A 24184-nucleotide genomic window follows, 5' to 3' on the forward strand; every position below is an offset into this window, starting at 1 on the left:
CGCCGCGTGATCGGCAATGCGATCAAGAAGGCGTGGATCCCGTTGCTGATCCTCGCCGTGGCCCTCGTCGCCGGTTTCACCGTGCAGCGCGTGCGCACCTACTTCGGCCAGAACCCCGTCATCGTCACCCCGCGCAACTTCGCCGACGACGCCAAACCGTTCAAGCCCAAGGTCGTCACCTACGAGATCACCGGCGAACCCGGCGCCTACGCCGACATCAACTACCTCGACCTGGACGCCAAGCCCCAGCGCGTCGATCACGCGATGCTGCCCTGGAAACTCGTCCTGTCCACCACCGCGCCGGCGGCTTCCCCCAACATCGTCGCCCAGGGCGACGGTGACTCCATCACCTGCACCGTCCACGTCGACGACGAACTCAAAGACACCCGAACCTCCACGGGCGTCCACGCCCAGACCTTCTGCCTGGTGAAATCTGCATGAGCAACCACAGCCTCGACACTCCGACGGACTCGTTCCCCAAGGCCGGGCAGCCGCCGCACCGGCCGCTGATCCCCCGTCTGATCCGCACGCTCGCGATCCCGGTCATCCTGGCCTGGATCGGCATCGTCGTCATGCTCAGCACGATCGTGCCGGGGCTCGACGAGGTCGGCAAGATGCGATCGGTCTCGATGTCGCCGCACGACGCGCCCTCGATGATCGCGATGAAGCAGGTCGGTTCCGACTTCAAGGAATTCGACTCCGACAGCTCGGCCATGGTGGTGCTGGAAGGGCAGGAGCCGCTCGACGCCGCCGCCCACGCGTACTACGACCAGATCGTCGCCAAGCTCCAGGCCGACACCGCGCACGTCGAGCACGTGCAGGACTTCTGGAGCGACCCGCTGACCGCGTCGGGCTCCCAGAGCGCGGACGGCAAGTCCGCCTACGTGCAGGTCTACCTGCGCGGTAACCAGGGCGAATCGCTCGCCAACGAGTCCGTCGAGACCGTCGACAAGATCCTCAAGAGCATCCCCGCTCCCCCGGGCGTCAAGAGCTACGTCACCGGCGCGGCCGCCCAGGCGTCCGACATGAACGTCGCCGGCGACCGCAGTTTGAAGATCATGGAGGCCGTTTCGTTCGCGGTCATCATCATCATGCTGCTGCTGGTGTACCGGTCGATCGTCACGGTGCTGATCGAGCTGTTCATCGTGATGGTGCTGGTGGGCGCGGCGCGCGGCCTGGTCGCCGTGCTCGGTTACTACAAGGTCATCGGCCTCTCGACGTTCGCCACCAACCTGTTGCCGATGCTGGCCATCGCTGCGGCCACCGACTACGCCATCTTCCTGATCGGGCGGTATCAGGAGGCGCGCACCGCGGGGATGGACAAAGACGACGCCTACTACGACATGTATCACGGCACGGCGCACGTCATTCTCGGTTCGGGTCTGACGATCGCCGGCGCGACGTACTGCCTGCACTTCACGCGGCTGCCGTACTTCCAGACGCTGGGCATCCCGCTGGCCATCGGCATGGTCACCGTGGTGTTGGCCGCGCTGTCGCTCGGCCCGGCCCTCATCACCGTGGTCACCAAGTGGGGCAAGACGCTCGAGCCGAAGCGCGCGATGCGCGTGCGCGGCTGGCGCAAGATCGGCGCGGCGATCACGCGCTGGCCAGGCCCGATCCTGGTCGCCACCATCGCGGTGGCACTGGTCGGCCTGCTGGCGATCCCCGGCTACAAGACGAGCTACGACGATCGCCAGTACATGCCCGCGGACCTCACGTCCAACGAGGGCTATGCGGCCGCCACCCGGCACTTCTCGCCGGCCCGCATGAACCCTGATCTGCTGCTGGTCCAGACCGACCACGACCTGCGTAACCCGGCGGACTTCCTCGTGATCAACAAGATCGCGAAAGCCGTTGTGGCCGTTCCCGGTATCGCTCAGGTGCAGGCCATCACCCGGCCCGAGGGCACGCCCATCGAGCACTCGACCATCCCGTTCCAGCTGGGCATGCAGAGCACCACGCAGGTGATGAACCAGAAGTACCAGCAGGACATGATGGCCAACATGCTCAAGCAGGTCAACGACATTCAGGTGAGCATCGACACCATGACCAAGATGCAGGCCATCACGGTCCAGATGTCGACCGTCATGGACAGCATGGTCGGCAAGATGCACGGCATGTTGTACGACATCGAAGATCTGCGTAACCACATCTCCGATTTCGACGACTTCTTCCGGCCGATCCGCAACTACCTGTACTGGGAACCGCACTGCTACGACATCCCGGTCTGCTGGTCCATGCGGTCGGTGTTCGACACCCTCGACGGCATCGACACCATGACGGACGACTTCCAGACCGTCATCCCCGACATGGACAAGATGTCCGCGCTGACGAAGCAGATGGTTCAGGTCATGCCCCCGCAGATCGAGACCATGAAGAACATGAAGAAGTACATGCAGATGATGTACGCCACCCAGAAGGGGCAGCTGGATCAGCAGGCCGAGGGCCAGAAGAACTCCAGCGCCATGGGTGAGGCCTTCGACAAGTCGAAGAACGACGACTCGTTCTACCTGCCGCCGGAGGCCTTCGACAGTGCGGACTTCAAGCGCGGCATGAAGAACTTCATCTCGCCCGACGGCAAGTCGGTGCGGTTCATCGTGCAGCACGAGGGCAATCCGCTTACGCCCGAAGGCATCTCGCACATCGACTCGATCAAGCTGGCCGCCAAGGAAGCGATCAAGGGCACCCCGCTGGAGGGCTCCAAGATCTACCTGGCCGGTAGCGCAGCGACGTTCCGCGATATGGCCGAGGGTTCGGACTACGACCTGATGATCGCCGGAATCTCTGCTCTCGCACTGATTTTCGTCATCATGCTGATCATCACGCGAGCCGTGGTGGCCGCTGCGGTGATCGTGGCGACGGTGGCGATATCCCTGGGTGCGTCGCTGGGTATGTCGATCCTCATCTGGCAGTACCTGATCGGCCTGCCACTGCACTGGATGGTGATACCGATGTCGGTGATCATCCTGCTGGCCGTCGGTGCGGACTACAACCTGCTCCTGGTGGCCCGGTTCAAGGAGGAGATCCAGGCAGGCCTCAACACCGGCATCATCCGCGCCATGGGCAGCACCGGCTCGGTGGTCACCAACGCCGGCCTGGTCTTCGCCTTCACCATGTCGTCGATGATCATCAGCGAGCTGCGCATCATCGGCCAGGTGGGCACCACGATCGGCCTGGGCCTACTGTTCGACACCCTGGTCGTCCGGTCGTTCATGATGCCGTCGATCGCCGCCCTCATGGGCAAGTGGTTCTGGTGGCCGCAGATCGTGCGTCAGCGGCCGAAGCCGGTACCGTGGCCGACCCCCGCCGAGAAGGTCGACGCGACCGTCTGACCCGTCGTAACCGAAAGCGCCGCTCTGAGATCATCTCTCAGCGCGGCGTTTTCGCCTGCGCGTAGGCCTCGACCTTCTGCATCAACGCAGTCTCAACTGCGAAAGGGAATTCCGACCACGTGCTCGGCGCACGCGACCCGTCGAAGGCATGGCGGGATACGTCGTTTCAATCGCCGAGCGCCGGCGTGGTCCCGGTTGAAGCCAGGGACCTTTCCAGAACCCCAGCGGTCCCTGGGTTCAATCGCCGGCTCAGATTGCCGTCACGATTGAACTCACGCACTACGCGCCCACACATCGCGGGGGCGTCCCGATTGTGGGCGCGACGCAGCACACGCGAATACTCTTTCACGCAAAATGCCCGCCTCGGTGCGACGAGGTTGTCGCACCGAGGCGGGCACAAGCGTGAGTACGGGTTGGAATGGCGGGGCGGCCGAGCCCCAGGCAGCACCGCGCGGGCGCTACCGACCTACGGAATCAGGCGCCGAAGCCGCGGCCCGTGGACCACGCGAACACCGCATGGGCCGCCGAACCGGACAGCTGGTGGATTTCGGCCTCCGTGCCACCGAGTTCGCGGATGCGGTCGGCGAAGGTCGACTCGATGATGCCCGAACACGTCGACAGCAACTCCATCAACGATGCGTCCGCCGCCGGCGGCTGTGCCGACTCGAACTGGTTCGGCAAATGCGCTACTGCTCCCACGACCACTCCTGACCTCAAACTGATATTTCCAGCTATCTAATTTTATCGGCTAAGTACCGGTCGTGACTAGGCCTTTTGCCGTGACACTGACCAGTGTACCTAATGCACTGTGGTGTGCGTCACATCGACGCGACCGAGATTCAAGATTGATCGCATCGTTATCACCATTGGTCCCACGGCACACTCCAGTCGCCGTTCTGCCACAACTGCAGGGGCTTGCCGCCGGTGTTCCGCACCTCGACCACGTCGCCCGGCACGGAGAAGTTGTAGAACCACTGCGCGTTGTCGTGGTTCAGGTTCAGGCAGCCGTGACTGGTGTTGGTGTTGCCCTGGGCCCACACCGTCGCGTCGAGCTGATGCAGGTACACGCCATCGGTACTGACGCGCACGGCGTACGGGATGGTCTCCTTGTACCCGAGGTGGTTGTTGATCGGCAGACCGTACGTCGACGAATCCATGACGACCGGATTGCTCTTGTCGAGCACGGTGTAAACCCCCGGTTGGGTCCAGAAGCTCAGCGTCTTGCCGTTGACGGTTTCGGTGCCGCCGCGCCCCATCGAGGTCGGCATCGTCTTCACCAGCGCGCCACCGTCGTACACGCTGACCTTCTTGGTCGCGTCGTCGGCGATCGACACATGGGAGGCGCCGATGGTGAACGTCGGGCCTCCGGCCACCGACACCACGGTGCCCGGTGCCCAGTACTGCGGCGGACGCCAGTGCGCGGTCGTGTTGTTCACCCAGTGCCAGGACCCGGTCACCGGCGGGTTCGCCGTCACCACCAGATCCCGCGCGGCGGCAGCCTCGTCGACCGGCGCGGCGAAGTGCGCGACGATCACCGTGCCGACGCCGTAGGTGGCGCCGTCACGGATGGGCGCCCCGGAGGTCATGGTGAACGAGACCGGCGGCGGCCCCGGCGGGGGCGCATCGTCGTCTGCAGATGCCACCGCGGTGGGGACGAGAAGGACCGTGGACATTGCTATTACCAGTGCGCGTGCCGCCAACATGCGGTCACAGTACCGATGCTCCATTCGTCACCCCCTCTCCGGTGAATCCTTCGATGTGCCAGCAACATTAGGGACGGGTACTGAGGGCGGCTTAGTCTGCGCCTAAGAATCGGCTGAGTGCGCCGGTAACGCGCGCCACACCGCCGCCAGGGCCGCACCGACCGTCACAATCCGTTGCGGTTCAATGCGAACCGTGGGCGTTCCCCTAGCATCGTCACCAATGGCGCACAGGCCCGACGACTCCCCCGCGGTCCCGGTCAAGACCGCCGATCTGGTGCTGTCGGGAGGCGGCGTCAAGGCCATCGGATTGGTCGGCTCCGTCGTCGCGCTCGGCGACGCGGGTTACCACGTCGGCCGGGTCTCCGGCACATCGGCCGGCTCCCTGGTGGGCGCCGTCATCGCCGCCGCGAACCGGCGTCAGCCGGCCGGATGCCAACTCGGTGGTGACCAGCTCCGGGAGCTGGCGATGTCCCTGCCCTACCGCACATTCCTGGATCCCGTTGGCACCACCCGAATCCCGGTGCTGGGCAAGTACTGGACCGCCTTCCACGGCCAGGGGATGTACCGGGGCGACGCCATTCACGACTGGGTCGACGGCGAGCTGCGGAACCTGGGCGTGCGTACCTTCGGCGATCTGGCGCTCGACGACCGCGAGCTGCCGCCGGAGCAGCGCTATCGCCTGGTCGTCACGGTCGCCGACATCACCCGCGGCACACTCGTCCGGCTGCCGTGGGACTACCGCCGGATGTACGGCCTCGACCCCGACGAGCAGTCCGTCGCGGACGCGGTCAGCGCGTCCATGGCCATCCCGTTCTTCTTCCGCCCCGTCACCATCACCAGCGCCTCGGGCACGACGTCGACGCTGATCGACGGCGGACTGCTGTCGAATTTCCCGATGTACTCGCTGGACCGCACCGACGGCAAGGTCCCGCGCTGGCCCAGCTTCGGCATCACCGTGACGGCCCAGCGACCGGCTCAGGGTGACGGCGACCCGAGCCCAGGGCTGGCGCCGGTGATCGATCTGCCCGGCGCTCCGCGCCTCCTGGAGAATCTCATCAACACCGCATTGCTCGGTCACGACCAGACTTATCTCCGACAGCCATCGGTCGCGGCGCGCACGATAGTGGTCGACGCGGCCGGCATCGGGTATCTGAATTTCGACATTTCCCAGGCCGATCGGAAGCGGCTTTATGACAACGGCTACGCCGCCGCAAACGAATTCCTGAATACCTGGGACTGGCCCGCTTACCTACACCGATTTCACGCGGGTTCAGCGTGAATTCAGGTGCCATGTCAATAGCGGGGGCGGGGCACTCCGTCCGCGCCGATGTTCAGGCCGGGGCACAGGTGCACCATCGCCATGTCCATCACAAAAGTGGCGGAGGCCTTGTTCACCTTCAGGGACTTGGAGATGTCGTTCACGGCATCGCCCGTCGGCTGACCGGCGTACACGAACATGTTGCAGGTCAAGCGCCCGGTCTTGAGCAGATCGGCATCGCTGCTCTGCATCCGGCCGTGCAGCTCGGTCAGATAGGCGAGCTCCGCGGCGTTGGCAGCGGCATTCGTCGGCACGCAGTCGAGCGGGTTGCCCCGTTCGGCGCACGCCGCCATCTGGCCCGTTCCGACATCAGCCGACGCGGGGGCAGAAATGCCTAGAACAGCCACCGCCAGAGCCGCCAACAACTGACCGGTGATCACACGCGCAGTCATCGCAACGACACCTCCCGACCGCCATATAAGACGCTTCCGTCAATTAATGCCCGGCACTGCCCCCGCAGCGTCCGTAACGGAATAATAAAGATTGTTCGGGCATTGCGATAACCGAACGGGAAATGAAGCTTTAACGACCTATGGCCGTAATACCGGCGAAACGGTCAGACCGCGCTCGGGGCGACAATCTGCTCGGCGAGCTGGGGCACCAGCCCGGCGGCGACCATACCCAGTTCCCCCGACGGGTCGAGCGCGTCGGGCCACGGCCCCGAAAGCGCATCGAACTCCACTTGATGACGCCCCACCGCCCGCTCCACCGCGCGCAGCGACACACTGCAGTCGCGGGCCCGACGGCCACACGCGCACTGCTGACCAGGGTGCTCGGCGCAGCCGGCCACATAACGATCGACGGCGGCGCGAAGCGTCGGATGGACAGGACGGGCCAACGCGATGCTGCGCACCTGGCCGCGGCGGCCGATCCAGCTGGCCACCACGTCTTCACCCATGTCGTCGAGGGCCTGGACGTACGCCTCCAACTCGGCCCGGGGCGTCGGGTCACCGGCGGCGGCAGGGCCGACGATTTCGATCACCGCGTGGCCCTGCCAGTCCATCGGCCGGAACCGCAATGTCCGTCGGCCGGACCGCATGACCTGACCGCCCGCGCTCACCATCGCGCCGTCCGGTTGGGCCGTGTCGAACAACCACCGCATACCGACGAGCAGTTCGGGGAGATGCCGAGTCACGACGCGCTCCGGCCGCTTCGGACCGAGCCCCTGACGTACCTCGGCCCGAGTATGTCGGCGCGGGGTGCGCAGTCCACTGGAATCCATCGTCATAGCAACCTCCCAGCAAATCCCTCTTGTCCGCCAAAGACCGACGTCCACCCCCATTAGAGCACGGGCGAAGGTGGCCGGACGATACGTCAAACGACTGACATTGGGCAGTTCTCGCTAATCTCATAGGCCTGCTCTTACGTACCGCCTGAAACGTCCGCCCCACGGGAAACGCGGGTAACACGTAAGCGTTTACCAGGCATTATTGACCATCACTACACGTAATTGCCCAGCACGACGCAATTGATCCCGTCGGTGACGCGCTGGCACTCAGCTAATAGTCCAAGAAAGTACATACCCAAGGTATGCTGCGCGCCGACGATCATCTCACCACTCGCCCGCCACCGATATTTACGTTGTCGGCAAACCACGTCCGGGACACCGGCGCAAACGGCACCGCGTCACGGCGCACACGAGCACCGCCGCGTGCGTTTGCGTGTTGGCAGCGCCTTTCCCCGGGGCAGATGCGAGACTCACGACGTGCACCCGATCCGTTCGCGCCGCAGCTTCCTGGCACTGGCCGCCGGTGCGGCCGGCGCCGCGGTCGTCGCCGCGTGCTCCAAGCCGCCGGCCTCGGGCACCGTCGCCGGCGACGGGTCGGTCACGATCAATCACGCGTTCGGCTCCACACGGGTTCCGGCACCACCGAAGAGCGTGGTGTGCGCCGGCCTCACCGGGCAGGACGAACTCCTTGCCGTCGGCGTCGTGCCGATCGCCGTGACCGAATGGTTCGGAAACCAGCTATTCGCGGTGTGGCCGTGGGCCCAGCCTGCGCTGGGGCCGGCCCAGCCTGCCGTCCTGAACCTCAACGACGGCATCCAGGTGGACAAAATCTCCGCACTGAAGCCCGATCTCATCATCGCCACCAACGCCGGACTGGACGCCGACACCTACAAGAAGCTGTCGGCGATTGCCCCGACAATCGCCCAGTCCGGCCAGGACGCCTTCTTCGAACCCTGGAAAGAGCAGGCCACCGTCATCGGCCAGGCCGTCTTCAAGGCCGACGACATGAAGCGGCTCATCGACGGCGTCGATGCGAAGTTCACCGGCGCAGGCCAGGCCAACCCGAGACTCAACGGCCGAAAGATGTTGATCGTCAACGGTCTTCCGACCGCGGACGGCATCGAGATCACACCGGCGGGCTGGCGCACCGACTTCCTGACCGAGATGGGCATTTCGATCCCGGGCGGCCTGGATTCGTTCACCAAGGGGCAACACGCTTTCGTGCCCCGCGACCAGATCGCCACGGCGCTCCGCGACGCGGACGTACTGATCTGGACGCTCGATGCCGACGAACAGCGGCCCGCGGTGCTGGCCGACCCGACGGTCGCACAATTGAGCCAGGCCAAGGCCAACCGGATCGTCTTCCCCAACAAGGACCTGTCCGCGGCGATCACGTTCGCCTCGGTGCTGTCCTACCCCGCCGTGGCCGATCAGCTGCCGCCCTTGCTGACCGCGGCGCTGGCCTGAGGTTGCACTCGCTGCCCTGCCTGCCAAGATGTTCGACGTGACCGTCGCCGAGCGCCCCGAACAGCACGCCCGCTTCGCGCAGGTCGGATCGGCCTACTATCCGATCCTGATCGCGGTGTTCACGGCGCTGGTGATCATCTCCAATGTCACCGCCACCAAGGGTGTGGCCTTCGGTCCGATCATCACCGACGGCGGCTTCATCGTCTTTCCGCTCACCTACATCATCGGCGACGTGCTGTCGGAGGTTTACGGCTTCAAGGCCGCGCGGCGCGCGATCTATCTCGGCTTCGCCATGAACATCCTTGCCGCCCTGACCTTCTGGGCGACGATCTATCTGCCGGCCGCAGACTTCTACCCGAACCAGGCGCACTTCGAGAACGTCGTGCACTCGTACACGCAGCTGATCATCGCCGGGCTCGCCGGCTTCATCGTGGGGCAGACCATCAACGCGTGGGTCGTGGTGGCCATCAAGGAGCGCACCAAGGAGAAGCACCTGTGGGCGCGGCTGGTGGGCTCGACGTTCGCCGGGCAACTCGGTGACACGCTGGTGTTCTGCGCCATCGCCGCCAACGCCATCGGCATCAGCACCGTCCACGACTTCGTCATCTACACCGGACAGGGCTGGCTGTACAAGACCGCCGTCGAGGTGATCTTCCTGCCGGTGACGTACCGGGTGATCAGCTACATCAAGCGCCATGAACCGACGTACGAATTTGCTGTCTGAGCGCTCGTTAAGGCTCTTCTGGCGAGTGCTTAAGGACGCGTTAATTAGCGGCTACCCGCGGGTAGGTTAGGGTGATGACGGTCACAGTTCAAGACGTTGACACGGCAACATCGCCAACGCTCGGCAGTATCCGCGACTACGGCGACCAGGCGCTGCTCCTGGAATTCAACAGCACCGCCGAGGTGCTGGCGTGGACCGACACGCTGAGAGCCGCGAATCTGCCCGGCATCCTCGACATCGTTCCGGCGTCGCGGACCATCCTGGTCAAAGTTGCAGCACCGCGATATCGCATACCCACCGAGCAACGGCTGTCGAAGCTACACCTCAAGGAGCTCGACAACTCCGAGGCCAGCGCCCCGCAGCAGCCCGACGTGACCATCGACGTCGTCTACGACGGGATGGACCTCGAGGAAGTCGCCAAGCTGACCGGGCTGGCTCCGGACGAGGTGATCGCCGCCCACACCGGATCGCTGTGGCGCGTCGCGTTCGGCGGCTTCACGCCCGGCTTCGCCTATCTGGTCGGTGGCGACGAGCGACTGCAGGTGCCGCGGCGCAGTGAACCGCGCACCCGGGTCCCGGCCGGCTCGGTCGCGCTGGCCGGAGAGTTCGCCGGCGTGTACCCGCGGGAGACCCCGGGCGGCTGGCAGTTGATCGGCCGCACCGACGCCACGCTGTGGGACCTCGAGCGGGAGCAGCCGGCGTTGCTGATTCCGGGTATGCACGTTCAATTCCGGGCGATCGGTTAGGAGCGCGACCATGACCGCAACACTCGAAATCCTGAAGACCGGCCCGCTCGCGCTGGTCGAGGATCTGGGCCGGCCCGGCCTGGCCCACATGGGCGTCAGCCGCTCGGGCGCCGCCGATCGCCGCTCGCACGCGCTGGCCAACCGGCTGGTGGCCAACCCGAACGATCGCGCCACCATCGAGGTGACGTTCGGCGGCTTCTCCGCCCGGGTCCACGGTGGCGGGAAAGAGGGCGTGGCGGTTGCCGTCACGGGCGCCGACGCCGACCCGTCTGCGAACGGAAAGCTCTTCGGCACCAACAGCATCCACTACGCCCATGACGGTGACGTCATCTCGCTGGGTGCACCCCACACCGGCATGCGCAGCTATGTGGCGGTCCGCGGCGGTTTCAAAGTGGACCCCGTGCTCGGATCCTGCAGCTACGACGTGATGTCCGCGATCGGCCCGCGGCCGCTGCAGGTCGGAGACATGCTGACCATCGGTGAGCACACCGCCGAGTTCCCTGAGCTGGATCAGGCGCCCGTGGCGGCCATCGCAGAGGACCTGTTGGAACTGCTGGTGGTCCCCGGTCCGCGTGACGACTGGTTCGTCGACCCCGATGCCCTGGTGCACACGGAGTGGATCGTCACCGATCGCAGCGACCGCGTCGGCATGCGGCTGAACGGCCGGCCACTGCAACACCGCTGGCCCGACCGTCAGCTGCCCAGCGAGGGCGCGACAAGGGGCGCAATTCAGGTGCCGCCCAACGGTTTACCGGTGATCCTCGGACCTGACCATCCGGTCACCGGTGGTTACCCGGTGATCGGCGTCGTCGCCGACCACGACATCGACAAGGTGGGGCAGATCCGGCCCGGACAGCACGTGCGGATGCACTGGTCCAGGCCGCGCCAACCGTTCGGTGCCTGAACCCGTACAGGCACCAGCGCGGGCTGCGCAATCCTGGTAGAACGAGGGGGTGCACCCCACGGATCTCACCCGCGTACACAACGTTCACACGGCGCGACTGGTCCACACCGCTGATCTCGATGCCGAGACCCGCGAAGGCGCGCGGCAGATGGTCATCGATGCGTACGACGGCGATTTCTCGGACGCCGACTGGGAGCACTCACTGGGCGGCATGCACGCGTTGGTCTGCCGTCACGGCGCGATCATCGCGCACGGCGCCGTGGTGCAGCGCCGGCTCATGTACCGCAACACCGCGCTGCGCTGCGGCTACGTCGAAGCTGTCGCGGTCCGCGAGGACTGGCGGGGCCAGGGGCTGGCCACGGCGGTCCTGGATGCCGTCGAGCAGGTGATCCGCGGCGCCTACGAGATCGGCGCGCTCAGCTCGTCGGATGCGGGGCGCCCGATCTACACCGCGCGCGGCTGGCTGCCGTGGCGGGGCACGACGTCCGTGCTGGCGCCGGCCGGTCTCAATCGCACGCCCGAAGACGATCACTCGCTGTTCGTGCTGCCGGTCTCGGTCGAGGTCGATACCACCGCCGACATCACCTGCGACTGGCGTGAGGGCGACGTGTGGTGAGGCCTTGCGAGGGTTTTGCGCGCAAATCCCCAGTTCAGCGCGGCGTGTGACGCAAACGTCACCGTTTCCGGGTTGGCGACACCGCTGAGCAATGGCTGGGTAACCAGCCGGAAACACGTTGTCCCTTCACTTGACGCATGAGTGATCCCGAACGGGCCCCGCTCACCGGATTTCGGGTGGCGGTGACCTCCGCACGACGTGCCGATGAGCTGTGCACCCTGCTGCGCCGCCGCGGCGCGACGGTGATTGCCGCCCCTGCCATCTCGATGGTGCCGCTGCCCGACGACGACGAGCTCCGCACCAATACCCAGGCGCTGCTCGAAGTGCCGCCTGACATTCTGATCGCCACGACCGGCATCGGATTCCGCGGCTGGATGTCCGCCGCCGACGACTGGGGTGTGTCGGGCGAACTGACCGAGGCCCTCAGCCGCGCCCGCATCGTCTCGCGCGGCCCCAAGGCCACCGGCGCGCTGCGGGCAGCGGGCCTGCCCGAGGAGTGGTCACCCGATTCCGAGTCGTCCCGCGAGGTGCTGGGCTATCTGCTCCAGGGTGGCATCTCCGGCATGCGGATCGCCGTTCAGCTGCACGGCGCCACCGATGAGTGGGACCCGTTTCCCGAGTTTCTCGATGAGCTGCGCCGTGCCGGCGCCGACGTCGTCCCGATCAGGGTGTACCGGTGGCAGCCGGTGCCGTCCGGCGGTGCCTTCGACTCGCTGGTCAGCGATATCGCCGAGCGCCGGCTCGACGCCGTCAGCTTCACCTCGGCGCCCGCGGTGGCGGCGACCCTGATGCGCGCCACCGAACTCGGCATCAATGATCAAGTGCTGGAAGCGTTCCGGAGCCAGGTGCACGCCATGTGCGTCGGCCCCGTGACAGCGCGGCCGCTGGCCCGGTTGGGTGTGCCGACCTCCGCCCCCGAGCGCATGCGCCTGGGTGCGCTGGCTCGTCACATCGCCGACGAGCTGCCCGTGCTGCAGACCCGGAAGCTGCGGGCCGCCGGACACGATCTCGAGATCCGGGGCACCTGTGTCGTGGTCGACGGTGTGGTCAAGGATCTTTCGCCGGCCGGGATGTCCATCGTGCGTGCGCTGGCGCTGCGGCCCGGCGCGGTAGTGTCACGGCAGGAACTGCTGGCCGCGCTTCCGGGTAGCGGTTCGGACACCCATGCCGTCGAGACCGCGGTGCTGCGCCTGCGAACCACGTTGGGCGACAAGGAGATTGTCGCGACGGTGGTGAAACGCGGCTACCGGCTGGCGGTCGACGACTACTCGGCGGGTGCGCTGTGAACCCCGTCCTGGTCGCGCACGGCACCCGCAAGGGTTCCGGTGTCGCGATGATCGGCGATCTGGCCGAGCGGGTCAGCGGATTGCTGGACCGCCGGGTGCACACCGCGTTCGTGGACGTCCTCGGACCCACACCGGCCGAGGTGCTGTCGGCGCTGCCGCCCGGCCCGGCCGTCGTCGTTCCGGCTTTCCTGTCGTCGGGCTACCACGTCCACAACGACATCCCCGCCGGTATCGCCGAAAGCGGCCACCGGGACGTCACAGTGGCGCCGGCGCTCGGGCCCTCGACCGCGATGGTCCGGGTGCTCGCCGACCGGCTCATCGAATCGGGCTGGCGGCCATCGGATTCCGTGGTGCTGGCCGCTGCCGGAACCTCGGACCCGCGCGCCGCCGGCGACCTGCGCCGGACGTGCGCCATGCTGTCGGCGACGCTGGGCAGCCGCGTCGAGCTCGCGTTCGCGATCAGTGGCACGCACTGGGTGGGCGACGTGGTGGCCCGGTTGCGTCGGCGCGGTGCCGAGCGGGTGGCCGTGGCGTCATACCTGTTGGCCGACGGACTCTTTCAGGACCGGCTGTACACGTGCGGGGCCGACGTGGTGACCGACCCGCTGGGCCGGCACCCGGGCGTCGCCAAGCTGGTGGCACACCGGTTCCGGACGGCCCGGTTGTCACTGGCTGCGTAGGTTTTCGGCCGAAACTCAACGGGTACCGCCCATTCGTGGGGGATATCGCGGCCCATACTGGAGACATGGCCAAGCGGACGGGCAATAACGTAGCGCTGGACACCTACCGCTTTCTGCGGGGCGGCATGGTGGTCATGGCCGTCCTGCTGGGCGCGGCGCTCGCCGTCGAGCGCGCACACGCCACGTGCTGGCAGACCTCGATCAGCGCCTACTACTTCACCACCGCGCATGCCGTGTTCATCGGCGTGCTGTTCGCCATCGGCGCCATGCTCATCGTTTACCAGGGTGCCAGCGATACCGAGAACACCCTGCTCAACCTGGCCGGCGTGCTGGCCTTCGTGATCGCCGTCGTCCCCACCACGCGGCCCGTACTGCAGTGCGGCACAGCTGATCCCGTGGCGGTGCAGACGGGATCGGCCGTGCTGTTCAACGTGTGGACGGTCGCGGTGGTGCTCGCCGGTTCGCGCGCCGCGTCGTGGTTGTTGTTCCGGCCCAAGCGGGCCGGCACCCTGCTGGGCGCCGCCGCGAGGTGGCTGCAGCGCGCGGTGCTGGGGACCGGTGTGGCGGTGCTGATCGTGGCGCCCGACTGGTTCCGGATCAACGCCCACAGCATTGCCGCGGCCGTCATGTTCGGCGCGATCGTGCTGACGGTGTTCAGCTCGGCTTTCGGCACCGCGCCGGCGTGCGGAAGTCGTTACCGTGGCGCGTACCAGACGATCTCACTGCTGATGGCCGGCACCTTGGTGACCGCCGTGGTGCTGCACCTGACCCTCGACGGCTTCAATCACGCGGTGCTGATCGCCGAGATCGCGTTGATCCTCGAGTTCACGGCGTACTGGGTATTGCAGACCATCGAGGACAACGGCTGCTCGCGCTGACCAACGCCGAAACGGCATTCCAGCAGGCGTCTACTCGGACTTTTCCTGCTGGAATGCCGTTTCGGCGGGAAAACTAGGCGGCGGCGTCGACTCCGAGCGGGCCGATCTCGACCAGCCCGGCCCACACCCGGATCGGGTAGACCGGCAGGCTCACCGAGGGATCATCAAGGCAGACACCGTCATCCAGCGCGAACGCCTGCTTCTTGATGGGGCTCTGCACGCAGGCCCGGCCCGCGCGGTCACCGACGAGTCCACGCGACATCACGGCAGCACCGGAGAACGGGTCGATGTTGCCGACGGCGTACAGCGAGCCGTCGTGCAGGCGGAACAGGGCCGCCTGCGTGCCATCCGGCAGCAGCACGCCGGCCCCGCGCCCCGGCACCAGCCGGTGGTACGAGCAGACCGCGGTCCACTCCGAACGGTCCTGGTACTGGGCAACTTCGGAAAGGTCGTTGAGCGTCATCGTGTCCTCCTGATCAGCTCTTGGCGGGCGGGACGGTGGGCATGCCGATCGGCACCTTGCGGCCGTTGCGTTCGGTGAACTCGATGGTCGGGTCGGCGACATCGGGAGCGTTGACGAACGAGACGAACTGCGACAGCTTCGCGCGGTCGTCCAGCACGCCCTTCCACTCGCAGGAGTAGCCGTCGACGTGCCGTTCCATGGCGGCTTCGAATTCGCTTGCCAGACCGAGAGAGTCGTTGCACACGACGTCGCGGACGTGGTCGAGGCCCATCTGGTCGACCCAGGGGGCGGTGCGCTGCAGCCGGTCCGCGGTGCGGATGTAGAACATCAGGAACCGGTCGATGTAGCGGACGAGCGTCTCATCGTCGAGATCGCCGGCCAGCAGCTGCGCGTGGGCGGGCGTCATGCCGCCGTTGCCGCCGACGTACAGGTTCCAGCCGGTCTCGGTGGCGATGACGCCGACGTCCTTGCCGCGCGCCTCGGCGCATTCCCGGGCGCAGCCGGAGACGCCCATCTTGATCTTGTGCGGCGACCGCAGGCCGCGGTAGCGCAGCTCCAGATCGATGGCCATCTGCACCGAATCCTGCTGTCCGTAGCGGCACCAGTCGCTACCGACACAGCTCTTGACGGTGCGCAGCGACTTGCCGTACGCCTGCCCGGATTCCATGCCGCCGTCGACCAGTCGCCGCCAGATTTCCGGCAGCTGGTCCACCCGCGCACCGAACATGTCGATGCGCTGGCCACCGGTGATCTTGGTGTAAAGGCCGAAGTCCCTGGCGATCTCGCCGATCAGGATCAACTGCTCCGGCGTGATGTCCCCGCCCGGGACGCGCGGCACGACCGAGTAGCTGCCGTTCTTCTGGATGTTGGCCAGGAAGTGGTCGTTGGAGTCCTGCAGGGCGGCCTGTTCGCCGTCGAGGATGTGGCCGCTGCTGGTCGACGCCAGGATCGAGGCGATGGCGGGTTTGCAGATGTCGCAACCCTTTCCGGTGCCGAACTTCTCGATCAGGCCGGAGAACTTCCGGATCTCGGTGGCCGAGATGATCTCGAAGAGCTCGGCCCGCGACTGCGGGAAGTGCTCGCACAGTGCCTTGGACTGCTCGACGCCCTGCGCTTCCAGCAGCTGCTTGAGCAGCGGAACACAAGAGCCGCAGGACGTTCCGGCCTTGGTGCAGGCCTTCAGGCCGGCGACGTCGGAGCAACCGCCTTCGATCGCACCGCACAGGTCGCCCTTGGTGACGTTGTTGCAGGAGCAGATCTGGGCGGCGTCGGGCAGGGCGCCCACACCGAGAGCGCTTGCGCCGTCACCGGAGCCGGCCGGGGCGATGAGCGCCAGCGGGTCGCCGGGCAGCGCCTCACCGACCATCGGGCGCAGCACACCGTACGCCGACGCGTCGCCGACCAGGATGCCACCCAGCAGGGTCTGGGCATCGTCGGACAGCACCAGCTTGGCGTAGGTCTGCTTCACCGGGTCGTTGACCACGACCTGCAGGCAGTCGGGCGTAACGCCCTGCGCGTCACCGAAACTCGCGACGTCGACGCCGAGTAGCTTCAGCTTGGTCGACATGTCGGCCTCGGGGAATTCGGCAGCGCCACCGAGCAGGCGGTCGGCGACCACCTCGGCGGTGGTGTAACCGGGGCCGACCAGGCCGTAGCACCGGCCCTCGACCGCCGCGACCTCACCGATTGCGTAGATGTCGGGATCGCTTGTCACACAGGACAGGTCCGTCAGGACGCCGCCGCGCTCGGCCAGCTCCAGGCCGGCGTCACGGGCCAGCTCGTCGCGCGGACGCACACCGGCGGCGAAGATGACCAGGCCGGCGTCGATCAGGGTGCCGTCGCTGAGCAGCACGCGGATGCCCTCGTCGAGCGGCTCGATGGCGTCGGTGCCGACATCCAGGTGCACCGAGATGCCCAGCTTGCCGATCATGCGGGCCAGCAGCGCACCGCCGGCGTCGTCGAGCTGCTGGTTCATCGGACGGGGCGCCCGCTCGACGATGTGTGCCTGCATGCCGAACTGACGCAACGCATTCGCCGCTTCCAGACCGAGCAGACCACCACCGATGACGACACCGGTGTTGTTGCCGTGGTCGGCCGATCGCTGCATGGCGGCGCGGATGCCGTCGAGGTCGTCCAGGGTGCGGTAGACGAAGCAGCCGTCGAGTTGGTGGCCGGGCACCGGCGGCACGAAAGCGTAAGAGCCCGTGGCCAACACCAGTTTGTCGTACGCGATGCCGCGGCCCGACTCGGTCACCACCGTCTTGGTGGCGCGGTCGATACCGCCGACCTTGTCGGCCAGCACGAGGTCGACGAGCCCGTCGCCGTCATAACCGTTGCCCGGCAGCGCCAGCTTCGACCGGTCCCAGTGCTCGGTGTAACCCGTGAGCCCCACCCGGTCATACGCGGCGTCCGCTTCTTCGGACAGCACTGTGATGCGCCATTGGCCCGCGGCATCCCGCGAGCGCAGCGCCTCGACGAGGCGGTGGCCGACCATTCCGTGGCCCACGACCACAAGGTTCTTCGCGTCCATGCCCCAAAAGGTAGGGAGCCGATATTGCGAATTGTTTTGCCGCGTGTGAATCGACCGTCACGCTCTTCTCACAGGCCTCGGCAAACGCCCGTGAAGTGAGTGGTCCGGGTCACAGACCTGCGGAAAGCTACCCGACGCCGGCGGGCGGGACCGTGGTCGCCGTCGTGTACGGGTTGTAGATCGTGGTCGTGGTGGTGGTCGTCCCGTAACCGGACGTGCTCGACGGCGTGTACGTGCTGGTGGTCGTCGACGTATCGTCCGTCGTCGACGTCTCCGACGTGCTTTCCGTCGTCGTCGTTGTCGTCGTCGTGGTTGTGGTCGTCGTCGTGGTGGTGGTTCGGGTCGTCGTCCGCTTGGTGGTCGGATACGTCGTCAGCACGGTGGAGTCACCGACGGGACCCGACGGCTGCTCGGACTCCTCGGAGGTCTGGACCACCTGGTAGATGAGGATGATCAGCAGGATCGCGGCGGCAACGCCGGCGGCCCACCACAATCCGTAGTTTTCGTCGGCACCGCGCTCGTGCTCGGAGTCGCTCACTGCCACCGCGCCAGCATGTCGGCGGCCACCGTGCCCAGAGCCCGCTGCAGGAACGGCCCGAAGCTGATGCGGCCGACGCCTAGCGGACCGAAGGACGCGGGATCGTCGGACTCCGGGATCGCGATGGCGTTGATCGGCAACGGCAGGTCGGCGGCCAGCCGGCGATAGGTGTCGTCGTCGTGGCGGCCCACCGGATACAGCGAGTCGGCCCCGGCATTGGCGCACAGCTTCAGGCGCTGCACAGCGCGCTCGTACCGGTCGGCTTCGTCGCCGATCTGGCGCAGGAACAGGTCGGTGCGGGCGTTGATCACCACGTGGACGCCGGAAGCGTCTGCCGCCCTGCGCAATTCACCGACCAGGTCGGCGTGCTCCTGCGCGTCGCGGATGCGGCCACCGTCCTTGTGCACGGTGTCCTCGATGTTCAGGCCGACGGCGCCCGCGGCCAGCAGTCCGGAGATCAGACGGCTCGGGGCCTCACCGTAACCGGATTCGATGTCGACGGACACCGGCACGTCGACGGCCGCGGTGATCTGGCTGACGCGCGTGGTGAGGTCGTCGAACGACATGCCCTCGCCGTCGGGCTTGCCGACCGAGTCGGCGACGGGGTGGCTACCGACCGTCAGCGCGGCGAATCCGGCGGAAACCGCGAGCGTTGCCGACCAGGCGTCCCACACGGTCGGCAGGACGACCGGATTTCCCGGCTGGTGCAGGGCCAATAGAGCTTCGGCGCGCTGCGCCAGAACCGCGTCGGACATGGTCACACCGTACCGACAGCCACTGCGGCGACATGCCGACACCGTCCCGACAAACGTGACCTGTCTCACTTTCATCTCCGGATCTGACTAGCATCCGGTGTCGTACTGTGATTTATGACACCCTTCAGCCCAAGGAGGTCGCACGATGTCCACCACCACTGAGCTCACCGAACTGCACGAGTTGATCGGCAGTTTGCGCCGGTCCGTCAGCTCGCTGGCCGCCAAATACGGGGACTCCCCCGCCACCCGCCGCATCGCGAATGACGCCGAGCGCCTGGCCGTCGACATCGAGCGGCTGGACATCGACATCGAAGAACTGGAATTCAGCCGCGGCATCAAGCAGCAGGGCCCGGCCAAGGAAAAGATCGTGATCCCTGACCACGACTACTCCAGCGAGTTCTGGCACGACCACGACGGTGGCGTCGGCGGCTGACCGACATGGGCACGACGGACCGTCGTGCCCATCACCGGCCCGTACCCACAACTTCATAGGTAGACCCTGCCCCCAACCGAAATCGAGGCTGTCTTCGTGAGCGCACCCGCCGCCAACCGTCCCGGGACCGGCGTCTTCTCCCCCACTCGTGCGCAGATACCGCAGCGCACCCTGCGGACCGATAACTGGCTCAAATCCCCGATTCTCATCGACCTGGGTTTCGCCGCGTTCGTCATCTACGCGACGGTGCGCGCCTTCCAGCGGGACCACTTCTACGTCGCGGACTACCACTACCTGACGCCGTTCTACTCGCCGTGTCTGAGCGTCAAGTGCGGTGCGGCCAGCGAGTTCTGGCCCCAGATCCTGCCGGCCGACGGACCGCTGTCACTGCTTCCCTTCGCGGCGCTGTCCCTGCCGTTCCTGCTGCTGTTCCGGCTGACGTGCTACTACTACCGCGGCGCCTACTACCGCACGGTGTGGCAGTCCCCGACGGCCTGCGCCGTCGCCGAACCGCACGCCAAGTACACCGGCGAGACGCGGTTCCCGCTGATCATCCAGAACACCCACCGCTACTTCTTCTACATCGCCGGCATCATCTCGGTGATCAACACATACGACGCGATCATCGCCTTCCAATCGCCACAGGGCTTCGGCTTCGGCCTGGGCAACATCGTCTTGCTCGTCAACGTCGTGATGCTCTGGGTGTACACGCTGTCCTGCCACTCCTGCCGCCACGTCACGGGTGGCCGGCTCAAGCACTTCTCGAAACACCCTGTGCGGTACTGGATTTGGACGCAGGTCAGCAAGCTCAACACCCGGCACAAGTTGTACGCCTGGATCACCCTCGGCACGCTGATGTTCACGGACTTCTACGTGATGGCGGTGTCGGCCGGGTGGTGGGGCGACCTGCGCTTCGTGGGATGAGCTTCGTGGTCAACGAAACGTTCTGATTTTCAACGCTATTCACGACAATTTGGAGTTATTTCATGGCTGAACTCGAACGGCACGAATACGACGTCGTCGTAATCGGAGCCGGCGGGGCGGGGTTGCGTGCGGTCATCGAGGCCCGGGAGCAGGGCCTGCGGGTCGCGGTGGTGTGTAAGTCGTTGTTCGGCAAGGCCCACACCGTCATGGCCGAAGGCGGCTGCGCCGCCTCGATGCGCAACGCGAACTCCAAGGACAGCTGGCAGGTGCACTTCGGTGACACCATGCGCGGCGGCAAGTTCCTGAACAACTGGCGCATGGCCGAGCTGCACGCCCGCGAAGCACCGGACCGCGTGTGGGAGCTGGAGACCTACGGTGCGCTGTTCGACCGCACCAAGGACGGCCGGATCAGCCAGCGCAACTTCGGTGGCCACACGTACCCGCGGCTGGCGCACGTCGGTGACCGCACCGGCCTGGAGATCATCCGCACCATGCAGCAGAAGATCGTCTCGCTGCAGCAGGAGGATTTCGCCGAGACGGGTGACTACGAGGCCCGCATCAAGGTGTTCCACGAGTGCACCATCACCGAGCTGGTGAAGGACGGCGACCGTATCGCCGGCGCGTTCGGCTACTGGCGCGAGTCGGGCCGCTTCGTGCTGTTCGAGGCACCGGCCGTGGTGCTGGCCACCGGCGGCATCGGCAAGTCGTTCAAGGTGTCGTCGAACTCCTGGGAGTACACCGGCGACGGGCACGCCCTCGCACTGCGGGCCGGCGCGACGCTGATCAACATGGAGTTCATCCAGTTCCACCCGACGGGCATGGTCTGGCCGCCCTCGGTGAAGGGCATCCTCGTCACCGAGGGTGTGCGCGGCGACGGCGGAGTGCTCAAGAACTCCGAGGGCAAGCGCTTCATGTTCGACTACATCCCCTCGGTGTTCAAAGGCCAGTACGCCGAGACCGAGGAAGAAGCCGACCAGTGGCTCAAGGACAACGACTCCGCCCGGCGCACCCCTGACCTGCTGCCGCGCGACGAGGTGGCACGCGCCATCAACTCCGAGGTCAAGGCCGGTCGCGGCACCCCGCACGGTGGCGTCTACCTCGACATCGCCTCGCGCATCCCGACCGAAGAGATCAAGAAGCGCCTGCCGTCGATGTACCACCAGTTCATGGAGCTGGCCGAGGTCGACATCACCAAGGACGAGATGGAGGTCGGTCCGACCTGCCACTACGTCATGGGTGGCATCGAGGTCGACCCCGACACCGGCGCGGCCCGGACGCCCGGCCTGTTCGCCGCGGGCGAGTGCTCGGGCGGTATGCACGGCTCCAACCGGCTCGGCGGTAACTCCCTGAGCGACCTGCTGGTGTTCGGCCGGCGCGCCGGTCTCGGTGCCGCGCAGTACGTGAAAGCGCTGCCGGCGCGGCCCGTCGTCTCCGATGAGGCGCTGACCACCGCCGCGCGGGAGGCACTGGAGCCGTTCGACGAGCACGTCGGCGCCGAGAACCCGTACACCCTGCACACCGAGTTGCAGCAGTCGATGAACGACCTGGTCGGCATCATCCGCACCAAGGAAGAGATCGAGCAGGCGCTGCTCAAGCTCGACGACCTCAAGCGCCGGATGCACAACGTCACCGTCGAGGGCCACCGGCAGTTCAACCCCGGTTGGCACCTGGCCATCGACATGCGCAACATGCTGCTCGTCAGCGAGTGCGTCGCCAAGGCCGCGCTGGCCCGCACCGAGAGCCGCGGCGGCCACACCCGTGACGACTACCCCGAGATGAGCGCCGACTGGCGCAACATCCTGCTGGTGTGCAGCGCCGGCGGTGGCGACCCGATCGTCCCCGACGTGACCGTCACCCCCGAGCAGCAGGTGCCCATGCCCGCCGAACTGCTCGCCTGCTTCGAGCTGTCCGAGCTCGAGAAGTACTACACCGACGCCGAACTGGCCGCCCATCCGGAACGGAGCTAGCGATGAGCAACAGCTACCAAGCCAATCTGCGGGTCTGGCGCGGGGACGACACCAGCGGCGGTCTCGACGACTTCAAGGTCGAGGTCAACGACGGTGAGGTGGTGCTCGACATCATCCACCGCATCCAGGCCACGCAGGCCCCGGACCTCGCGGTGCGGTGGAACTGCAAGGCCGGCAAGTGCGGCTCGTGTTCGGCGGAGGTCAACGGCCGTCCCCGGCTGATGTGCATGACGCGCATGTCGACGTTCGACCCGGCCGAGACCGTCACCATCACCCCGCTGCGGGCGTTCCCGATCATGCGCGACCTCGTCACCGACGTGTCGTTCAACTACGAAAAGGCGCGCCAGATCCCGTCTTTCGCGCCGCCGAAGGACCTCAAACCCGGCGAGTACCGGATGCAGCAGGAGGATGTCGAGCGGTCGCAGGAGTTCCGCAAGTGCATCGAGTGCTTCCTGTGCCAGAACACCTGCCACGTGGTGCGCGACCACGAGGAGAACAAGCAGGCGTTCGCCGGACCGCGCTTCCTGATGCGGGTGGCCGAGCTGGACATGCATCCTTTGGACACGCTCGACCGCAAGGACATGGCACAGGACGAGTTCGGCCTGGGCTACTGCAACATCACCAAGTGCTGCACCGAGGTCTGCCCCGAACACATCAAGATCACCGACAACGCGCTTATCCCGATGAAGGAGCGCGTCGCCGACCGCAAGTACGACCCCATCGTCTGGCTGGGGAACAAGCTCTTCCGGAGGTAGGGCAGGTCCCGGGCGTGTCGCCGCCTCCTGACATGTTCGATCTGAAGCCGTCAACTTTCCTTGACGGTCAAGGAAAGTTGACGCCTCTGACCCGAACATGCCAAGAGAGTCCGGCCGGTCCGGCAGTTCGGCTTCACATGCAGATCAGGCGGGGACGGCGATGTTTCGGCGTAGGCTCGGAAGGGCAGCCAATCCGTGACGAAAGGCAGCCAGATGGGCCAATCAGAAACGCACAGCGTCAACGACATTCGGACCGCCATCCGCGAGCTTTCCCTGCGCGCCGAACTGGCCCGTAAGGAAGGGCGGCCCGACGACGCCGCCGAACTCGAGGCGCGGGTCGCGAAGTATCGGCAGGAACTGGCCGCCAAGCCCTGAGGGATTTGTGCACGATTTTCCGCGCCACCCGCGAAAAATCGTGCACAAATCGCCAGGTTTCAGGCCTCCAAGCGGCGGAATGCGCTGCGGTGGAAGACCATCGGCTCGACATCGGGGTTGATGACGATGTCGCTGATCGCCAGGACCACGATGGTGTGATCACCGGCGGGCACCAGCTGGTCGATCGACGTCTCGAGCCACACGCTGGTGCCGTGGATGAACAGGGCGCCGTTGTCGCGAGCCTCGGTCTCCATGCCGGCGAAGCGGTCGCCGGTCTTGGCGGCCAGGGTGCGCGCCGCGGCGTCGTGCTGCTGGCCCAGCACGCTGATGCCCAGGGCCGGCAGGTCCTTGAGCTTCGGCCAGGTGGTCGACGTGTTCTGCACACAGAATGAGACCAGCGGCGGCTCCAGCGACACCGGAACGAAGGTGCTGGCGGCCAGGCCGATCTTCTCGCCGTCGGCGTGGGCCGCGATGGCGACGACGCCGATGGGGAAGTGGCCGAACGCCGCGCGCAGGGATGCCGGGCTGAGATCTGTAGAGCTCATAGTCCGTCCATCTTCAC

24 protein-coding genes and 1 pseudogene are annotated in these 24184 nt (G+C 66.4%); 16 read left to right on the forward strand and 9 right to left on the reverse strand.

Annotation, left to right across the window (positions count from 1 at the left end):
* Positions 1 to 6: 6 nt before the first annotated feature.
* The gene (locus G6N46_RS16520; protein ID WP_163692825.1) at positions 7 to 441 is read left to right on the forward strand and encodes an MmpS family transport accessory protein; all 435 of its coding nucleotides are present in this window, start codon (positions 7 to 9) and stop codon (positions 439 to 441) included.
* Positions 438 to 3332, forward strand: coding sequence for an MMPL/RND family transporter (locus G6N46_RS16525; RefSeq protein ID WP_138247719.1), 2895 nt, complete (start codon positions 438 to 440; stop codon positions 3330 to 3332). Before G6N46_RS16520 ends, G6N46_RS16525 begins: the two co-directional genes overlap by 4 nt.
* Positions 3333 to 3806: 474 nt before the next feature.
* Here the strand turns inward: G6N46_RS16525 and G6N46_RS16530 are convergent, their stop codons facing one another.
* Positions 3807 to 4031 (reverse strand): hypothetical protein, encoded by a 225-nt coding sequence (locus G6N46_RS16530; RefSeq protein ID WP_135356766.1) that lies wholly within the window; start codon positions 4029 to 4031, stop codon positions 3807 to 3809.
* A 161-nt stretch (positions 4032 to 4192) separates the two neighbouring features.
* Positions 4193 to 4978, reverse strand: a pseudogene (locus G6N46_RS16535) (L,D-transpeptidase); the annotation flags it as partial.
* A 277-nt stretch (positions 4979 to 5255) separates the two neighbouring features.
* Between G6N46_RS16535 and G6N46_RS16540 the strand changes: the two are divergent.
* Positions 5256 to 6314 (forward strand): patatin-like phospholipase family protein, encoded by a 1059-nt coding sequence (locus tag G6N46_RS16540; protein WP_061001473.1) that lies wholly within the window; start codon positions 5256 to 5258, stop codon positions 6312 to 6314.
* Positions 6315 to 6328: 14 nt separating this feature from the next.
* Here the strand turns inward: G6N46_RS16540 and G6N46_RS16545 are convergent, their stop codons facing one another.
* Together G6N46_RS16545 and G6N46_RS16550 are read right to left on the reverse strand one after the other, a co-directional pair.
* Positions 6329 to 6733 carry a DUF732 domain-containing protein gene (locus G6N46_RS16545; RefSeq protein WP_162563373.1) on the reverse strand — a complete coding sequence of 135 codons (405 nt, stop codon included), beginning with the start codon at positions 6731 to 6733 and terminating at the stop codon, positions 6329 to 6331.
* Between the two features lie 176 nt (positions 6734 to 6909).
* On the reverse strand, positions 6910 to 7581 hold the full coding sequence (locus G6N46_RS16550; RefSeq protein ID WP_138247718.1) for a hypothetical protein: 672 nt from the start codon (positions 7579 to 7581) through the stop codon (positions 6910 to 6912).
* A 477-nt stretch (positions 7582 to 8058) separates the two neighbouring features.
* Here G6N46_RS16550 and G6N46_RS16555 point away from each other — a divergent pair, with 477 nt between their 5' ends.
* The 8 genes from G6N46_RS16555 (at position 8059) to G6N46_RS16590 (ending at position 14882) form a co-directional block, all read left to right on the forward strand.
* On the forward strand, positions 8059 to 9048 hold the full coding sequence (locus G6N46_RS16555) for an ABC transporter substrate-binding protein (protein ID WP_061001470.1): 990 nt from the start codon (positions 8059 to 8061) through the stop codon (positions 9046 to 9048).
* Positions 9049 to 9076: 28 nt separating this feature from the next.
* Positions 9077 to 9772, forward strand: coding sequence for a queuosine precursor transporter (locus G6N46_RS16560; RefSeq protein ID WP_061001469.1), 696 nt, complete (start codon positions 9077 to 9079; stop codon positions 9770 to 9772).
* 74 nt (positions 9773 to 9846) lie between these two features.
* Complete coding sequence (locus tag G6N46_RS16565) at positions 9847 to 10518, forward strand: 5-oxoprolinase subunit B family protein (RefSeq protein ID WP_061001468.1); 672 nt, start codon at positions 9847 to 9849, stop codon at positions 10516 to 10518.
* A gap of 10 nt (positions 10519 to 10528) precedes the next feature.
* Entirely contained in the window at positions 10529 to 11422 is an 894-nt protein-coding gene (locus tag G6N46_RS16570; RefSeq protein ID WP_061001467.1) for a 5-oxoprolinase/urea amidolyase family protein, read from the forward strand.
* A 49-nt stretch (positions 11423 to 11471) separates the two neighbouring features.
* Positions 11472 to 12038, forward strand: coding sequence for a GNAT family N-acetyltransferase (locus tag G6N46_RS16575; protein ID WP_061001466.1), 567 nt, complete (start codon positions 11472 to 11474; stop codon positions 12036 to 12038).
* A gap of 137 nt (positions 12039 to 12175) precedes the next feature.
* The gene (locus G6N46_RS16580) at positions 12176 to 13324 is read left to right on the forward strand and encodes a uroporphyrinogen-III synthase (RefSeq protein ID WP_138247717.1); all 1149 of its coding nucleotides are present in this window, start codon (positions 12176 to 12178) and stop codon (positions 13322 to 13324) included.
* Complete coding sequence (locus G6N46_RS16585) at positions 13321 to 14004, forward strand: sirohydrochlorin chelatase (protein ID WP_138247716.1); 684 nt, start codon at positions 13321 to 13323, stop codon at positions 14002 to 14004. The genes G6N46_RS16580 and G6N46_RS16585 overlap by 4 nt, the downstream gene beginning before the upstream one ends.
* Before the next feature lie 65 nt (positions 14005 to 14069).
* Positions 14070 to 14882 (forward strand): hypothetical protein, encoded by an 813-nt coding sequence (locus tag G6N46_RS16590; protein WP_163692827.1) that lies wholly within the window; start codon positions 14070 to 14072, stop codon positions 14880 to 14882.
* A 73-nt stretch (positions 14883 to 14955) separates the two neighbouring features.
* On the opposite strand, the gene nirD is transcribed toward G6N46_RS16590, so the two are convergent.
* The 4 genes from nirD to G6N46_RS16610 all read right to left on the reverse strand — a co-directional run bounded on the left by nirD (position 14956) and on the right by G6N46_RS16610 (position 19168).
* The gene (gene nirD / locus G6N46_RS16595; RefSeq protein ID WP_138247714.1) at positions 14956 to 15345 is read right to left on the reverse strand and encodes a nitrite reductase small subunit NirD; all 390 of its coding nucleotides are present in this window, start codon (positions 15343 to 15345) and stop codon (positions 14956 to 14958) included.
* 13 nt (positions 15346 to 15358) lie between these two features.
* A complete protein-coding gene (nirB, locus tag G6N46_RS16600) occupies positions 15359 to 17875 on the reverse strand; it encodes a nitrite reductase large subunit NirB (protein WP_138247713.1) in 2517 nt (838 codons plus the stop codon).
* A gap of 127 nt (positions 17876 to 18002) precedes the next feature.
* Complete coding sequence (locus tag G6N46_RS16605; RefSeq protein ID WP_162563371.1) at positions 18003 to 18419, reverse strand: hypothetical protein; 417 nt, start codon at positions 18417 to 18419, stop codon at positions 18003 to 18005.
* The gene (locus G6N46_RS16610; protein WP_138247712.1) at positions 18410 to 19168 is read right to left on the reverse strand and encodes an isocitrate lyase/PEP mutase family protein; all 759 of its coding nucleotides are present in this window, start codon (positions 19166 to 19168) and stop codon (positions 18410 to 18412) included. The genes G6N46_RS16605 and G6N46_RS16610 overlap by 10 nt, the downstream gene beginning before the upstream one ends.
* 145 nt (positions 19169 to 19313) lie before the next feature.
* Here G6N46_RS16610 and G6N46_RS16615 point away from each other — a divergent pair, with 145 nt between their 5' ends.
* The 5 genes from G6N46_RS16615 to G6N46_RS16635 all read left to right on the forward strand — a co-directional run bounded on the left by G6N46_RS16615 (position 19314) and on the right by G6N46_RS16635 (position 23622).
* Positions 19314 to 19601: an Rv0250c family protein gene (locus G6N46_RS16615; protein WP_061001457.1), complete on the forward strand. Its 288-nt coding sequence runs from the start codon at positions 19314 to 19316 to the stop codon at positions 19599 to 19601.
* Positions 19602 to 19697: 96 nt separating this feature from the next.
* Positions 19698 to 20525: a succinate dehydrogenase subunit SdhC gene (locus G6N46_RS16620; RefSeq protein WP_138247711.1), complete on the forward strand. Its 828-nt coding sequence runs from the start codon at positions 19698 to 19700 to the stop codon at positions 20523 to 20525.
* Between the two features lie 62 nt (positions 20526 to 20587).
* Positions 20588 to 22492: a fumarate reductase/succinate dehydrogenase flavoprotein subunit gene (locus tag G6N46_RS16625; RefSeq protein ID WP_138247710.1), complete on the forward strand. Its 1905-nt coding sequence runs from the start codon at positions 20588 to 20590 to the stop codon at positions 22490 to 22492.
* A gap of 2 nt (positions 22493 to 22494) precedes the next feature.
* Entirely contained in the window at positions 22495 to 23247 is a 753-nt protein-coding gene (locus G6N46_RS16630) for a succinate dehydrogenase/fumarate reductase iron-sulfur subunit (protein ID WP_138247709.1), read from the forward strand.
* A gap of 195 nt (positions 23248 to 23442) precedes the next feature.
* The gene (locus tag G6N46_RS16635; protein WP_061001454.1) at positions 23443 to 23622 is read left to right on the forward strand and encodes a hypothetical protein; all 180 of its coding nucleotides are present in this window, start codon (positions 23443 to 23445) and stop codon (positions 23620 to 23622) included.
* Between the two features lie 59 nt (positions 23623 to 23681).
* Here G6N46_RS16635 and G6N46_RS16640 read toward each other — a convergent pair whose 3' ends face one another.
* Entirely contained in the window at positions 23682 to 24167 is a 486-nt protein-coding gene (locus G6N46_RS16640; protein ID WP_138247708.1) for a flavin reductase family protein, read from the reverse strand.
* Positions 24168 to 24184 lie beyond the last annotated feature (17 nt).

Origin of the sequence: Mycolicibacterium phocaicum (assembly GCF_010731115.1) — a bacterium.
GTDB classification, from domain to species: domain Bacteria; phylum Actinomycetota; class Actinomycetes; order Mycobacteriales; family Mycobacteriaceae; genus Mycobacterium; species Mycobacterium phocaicum.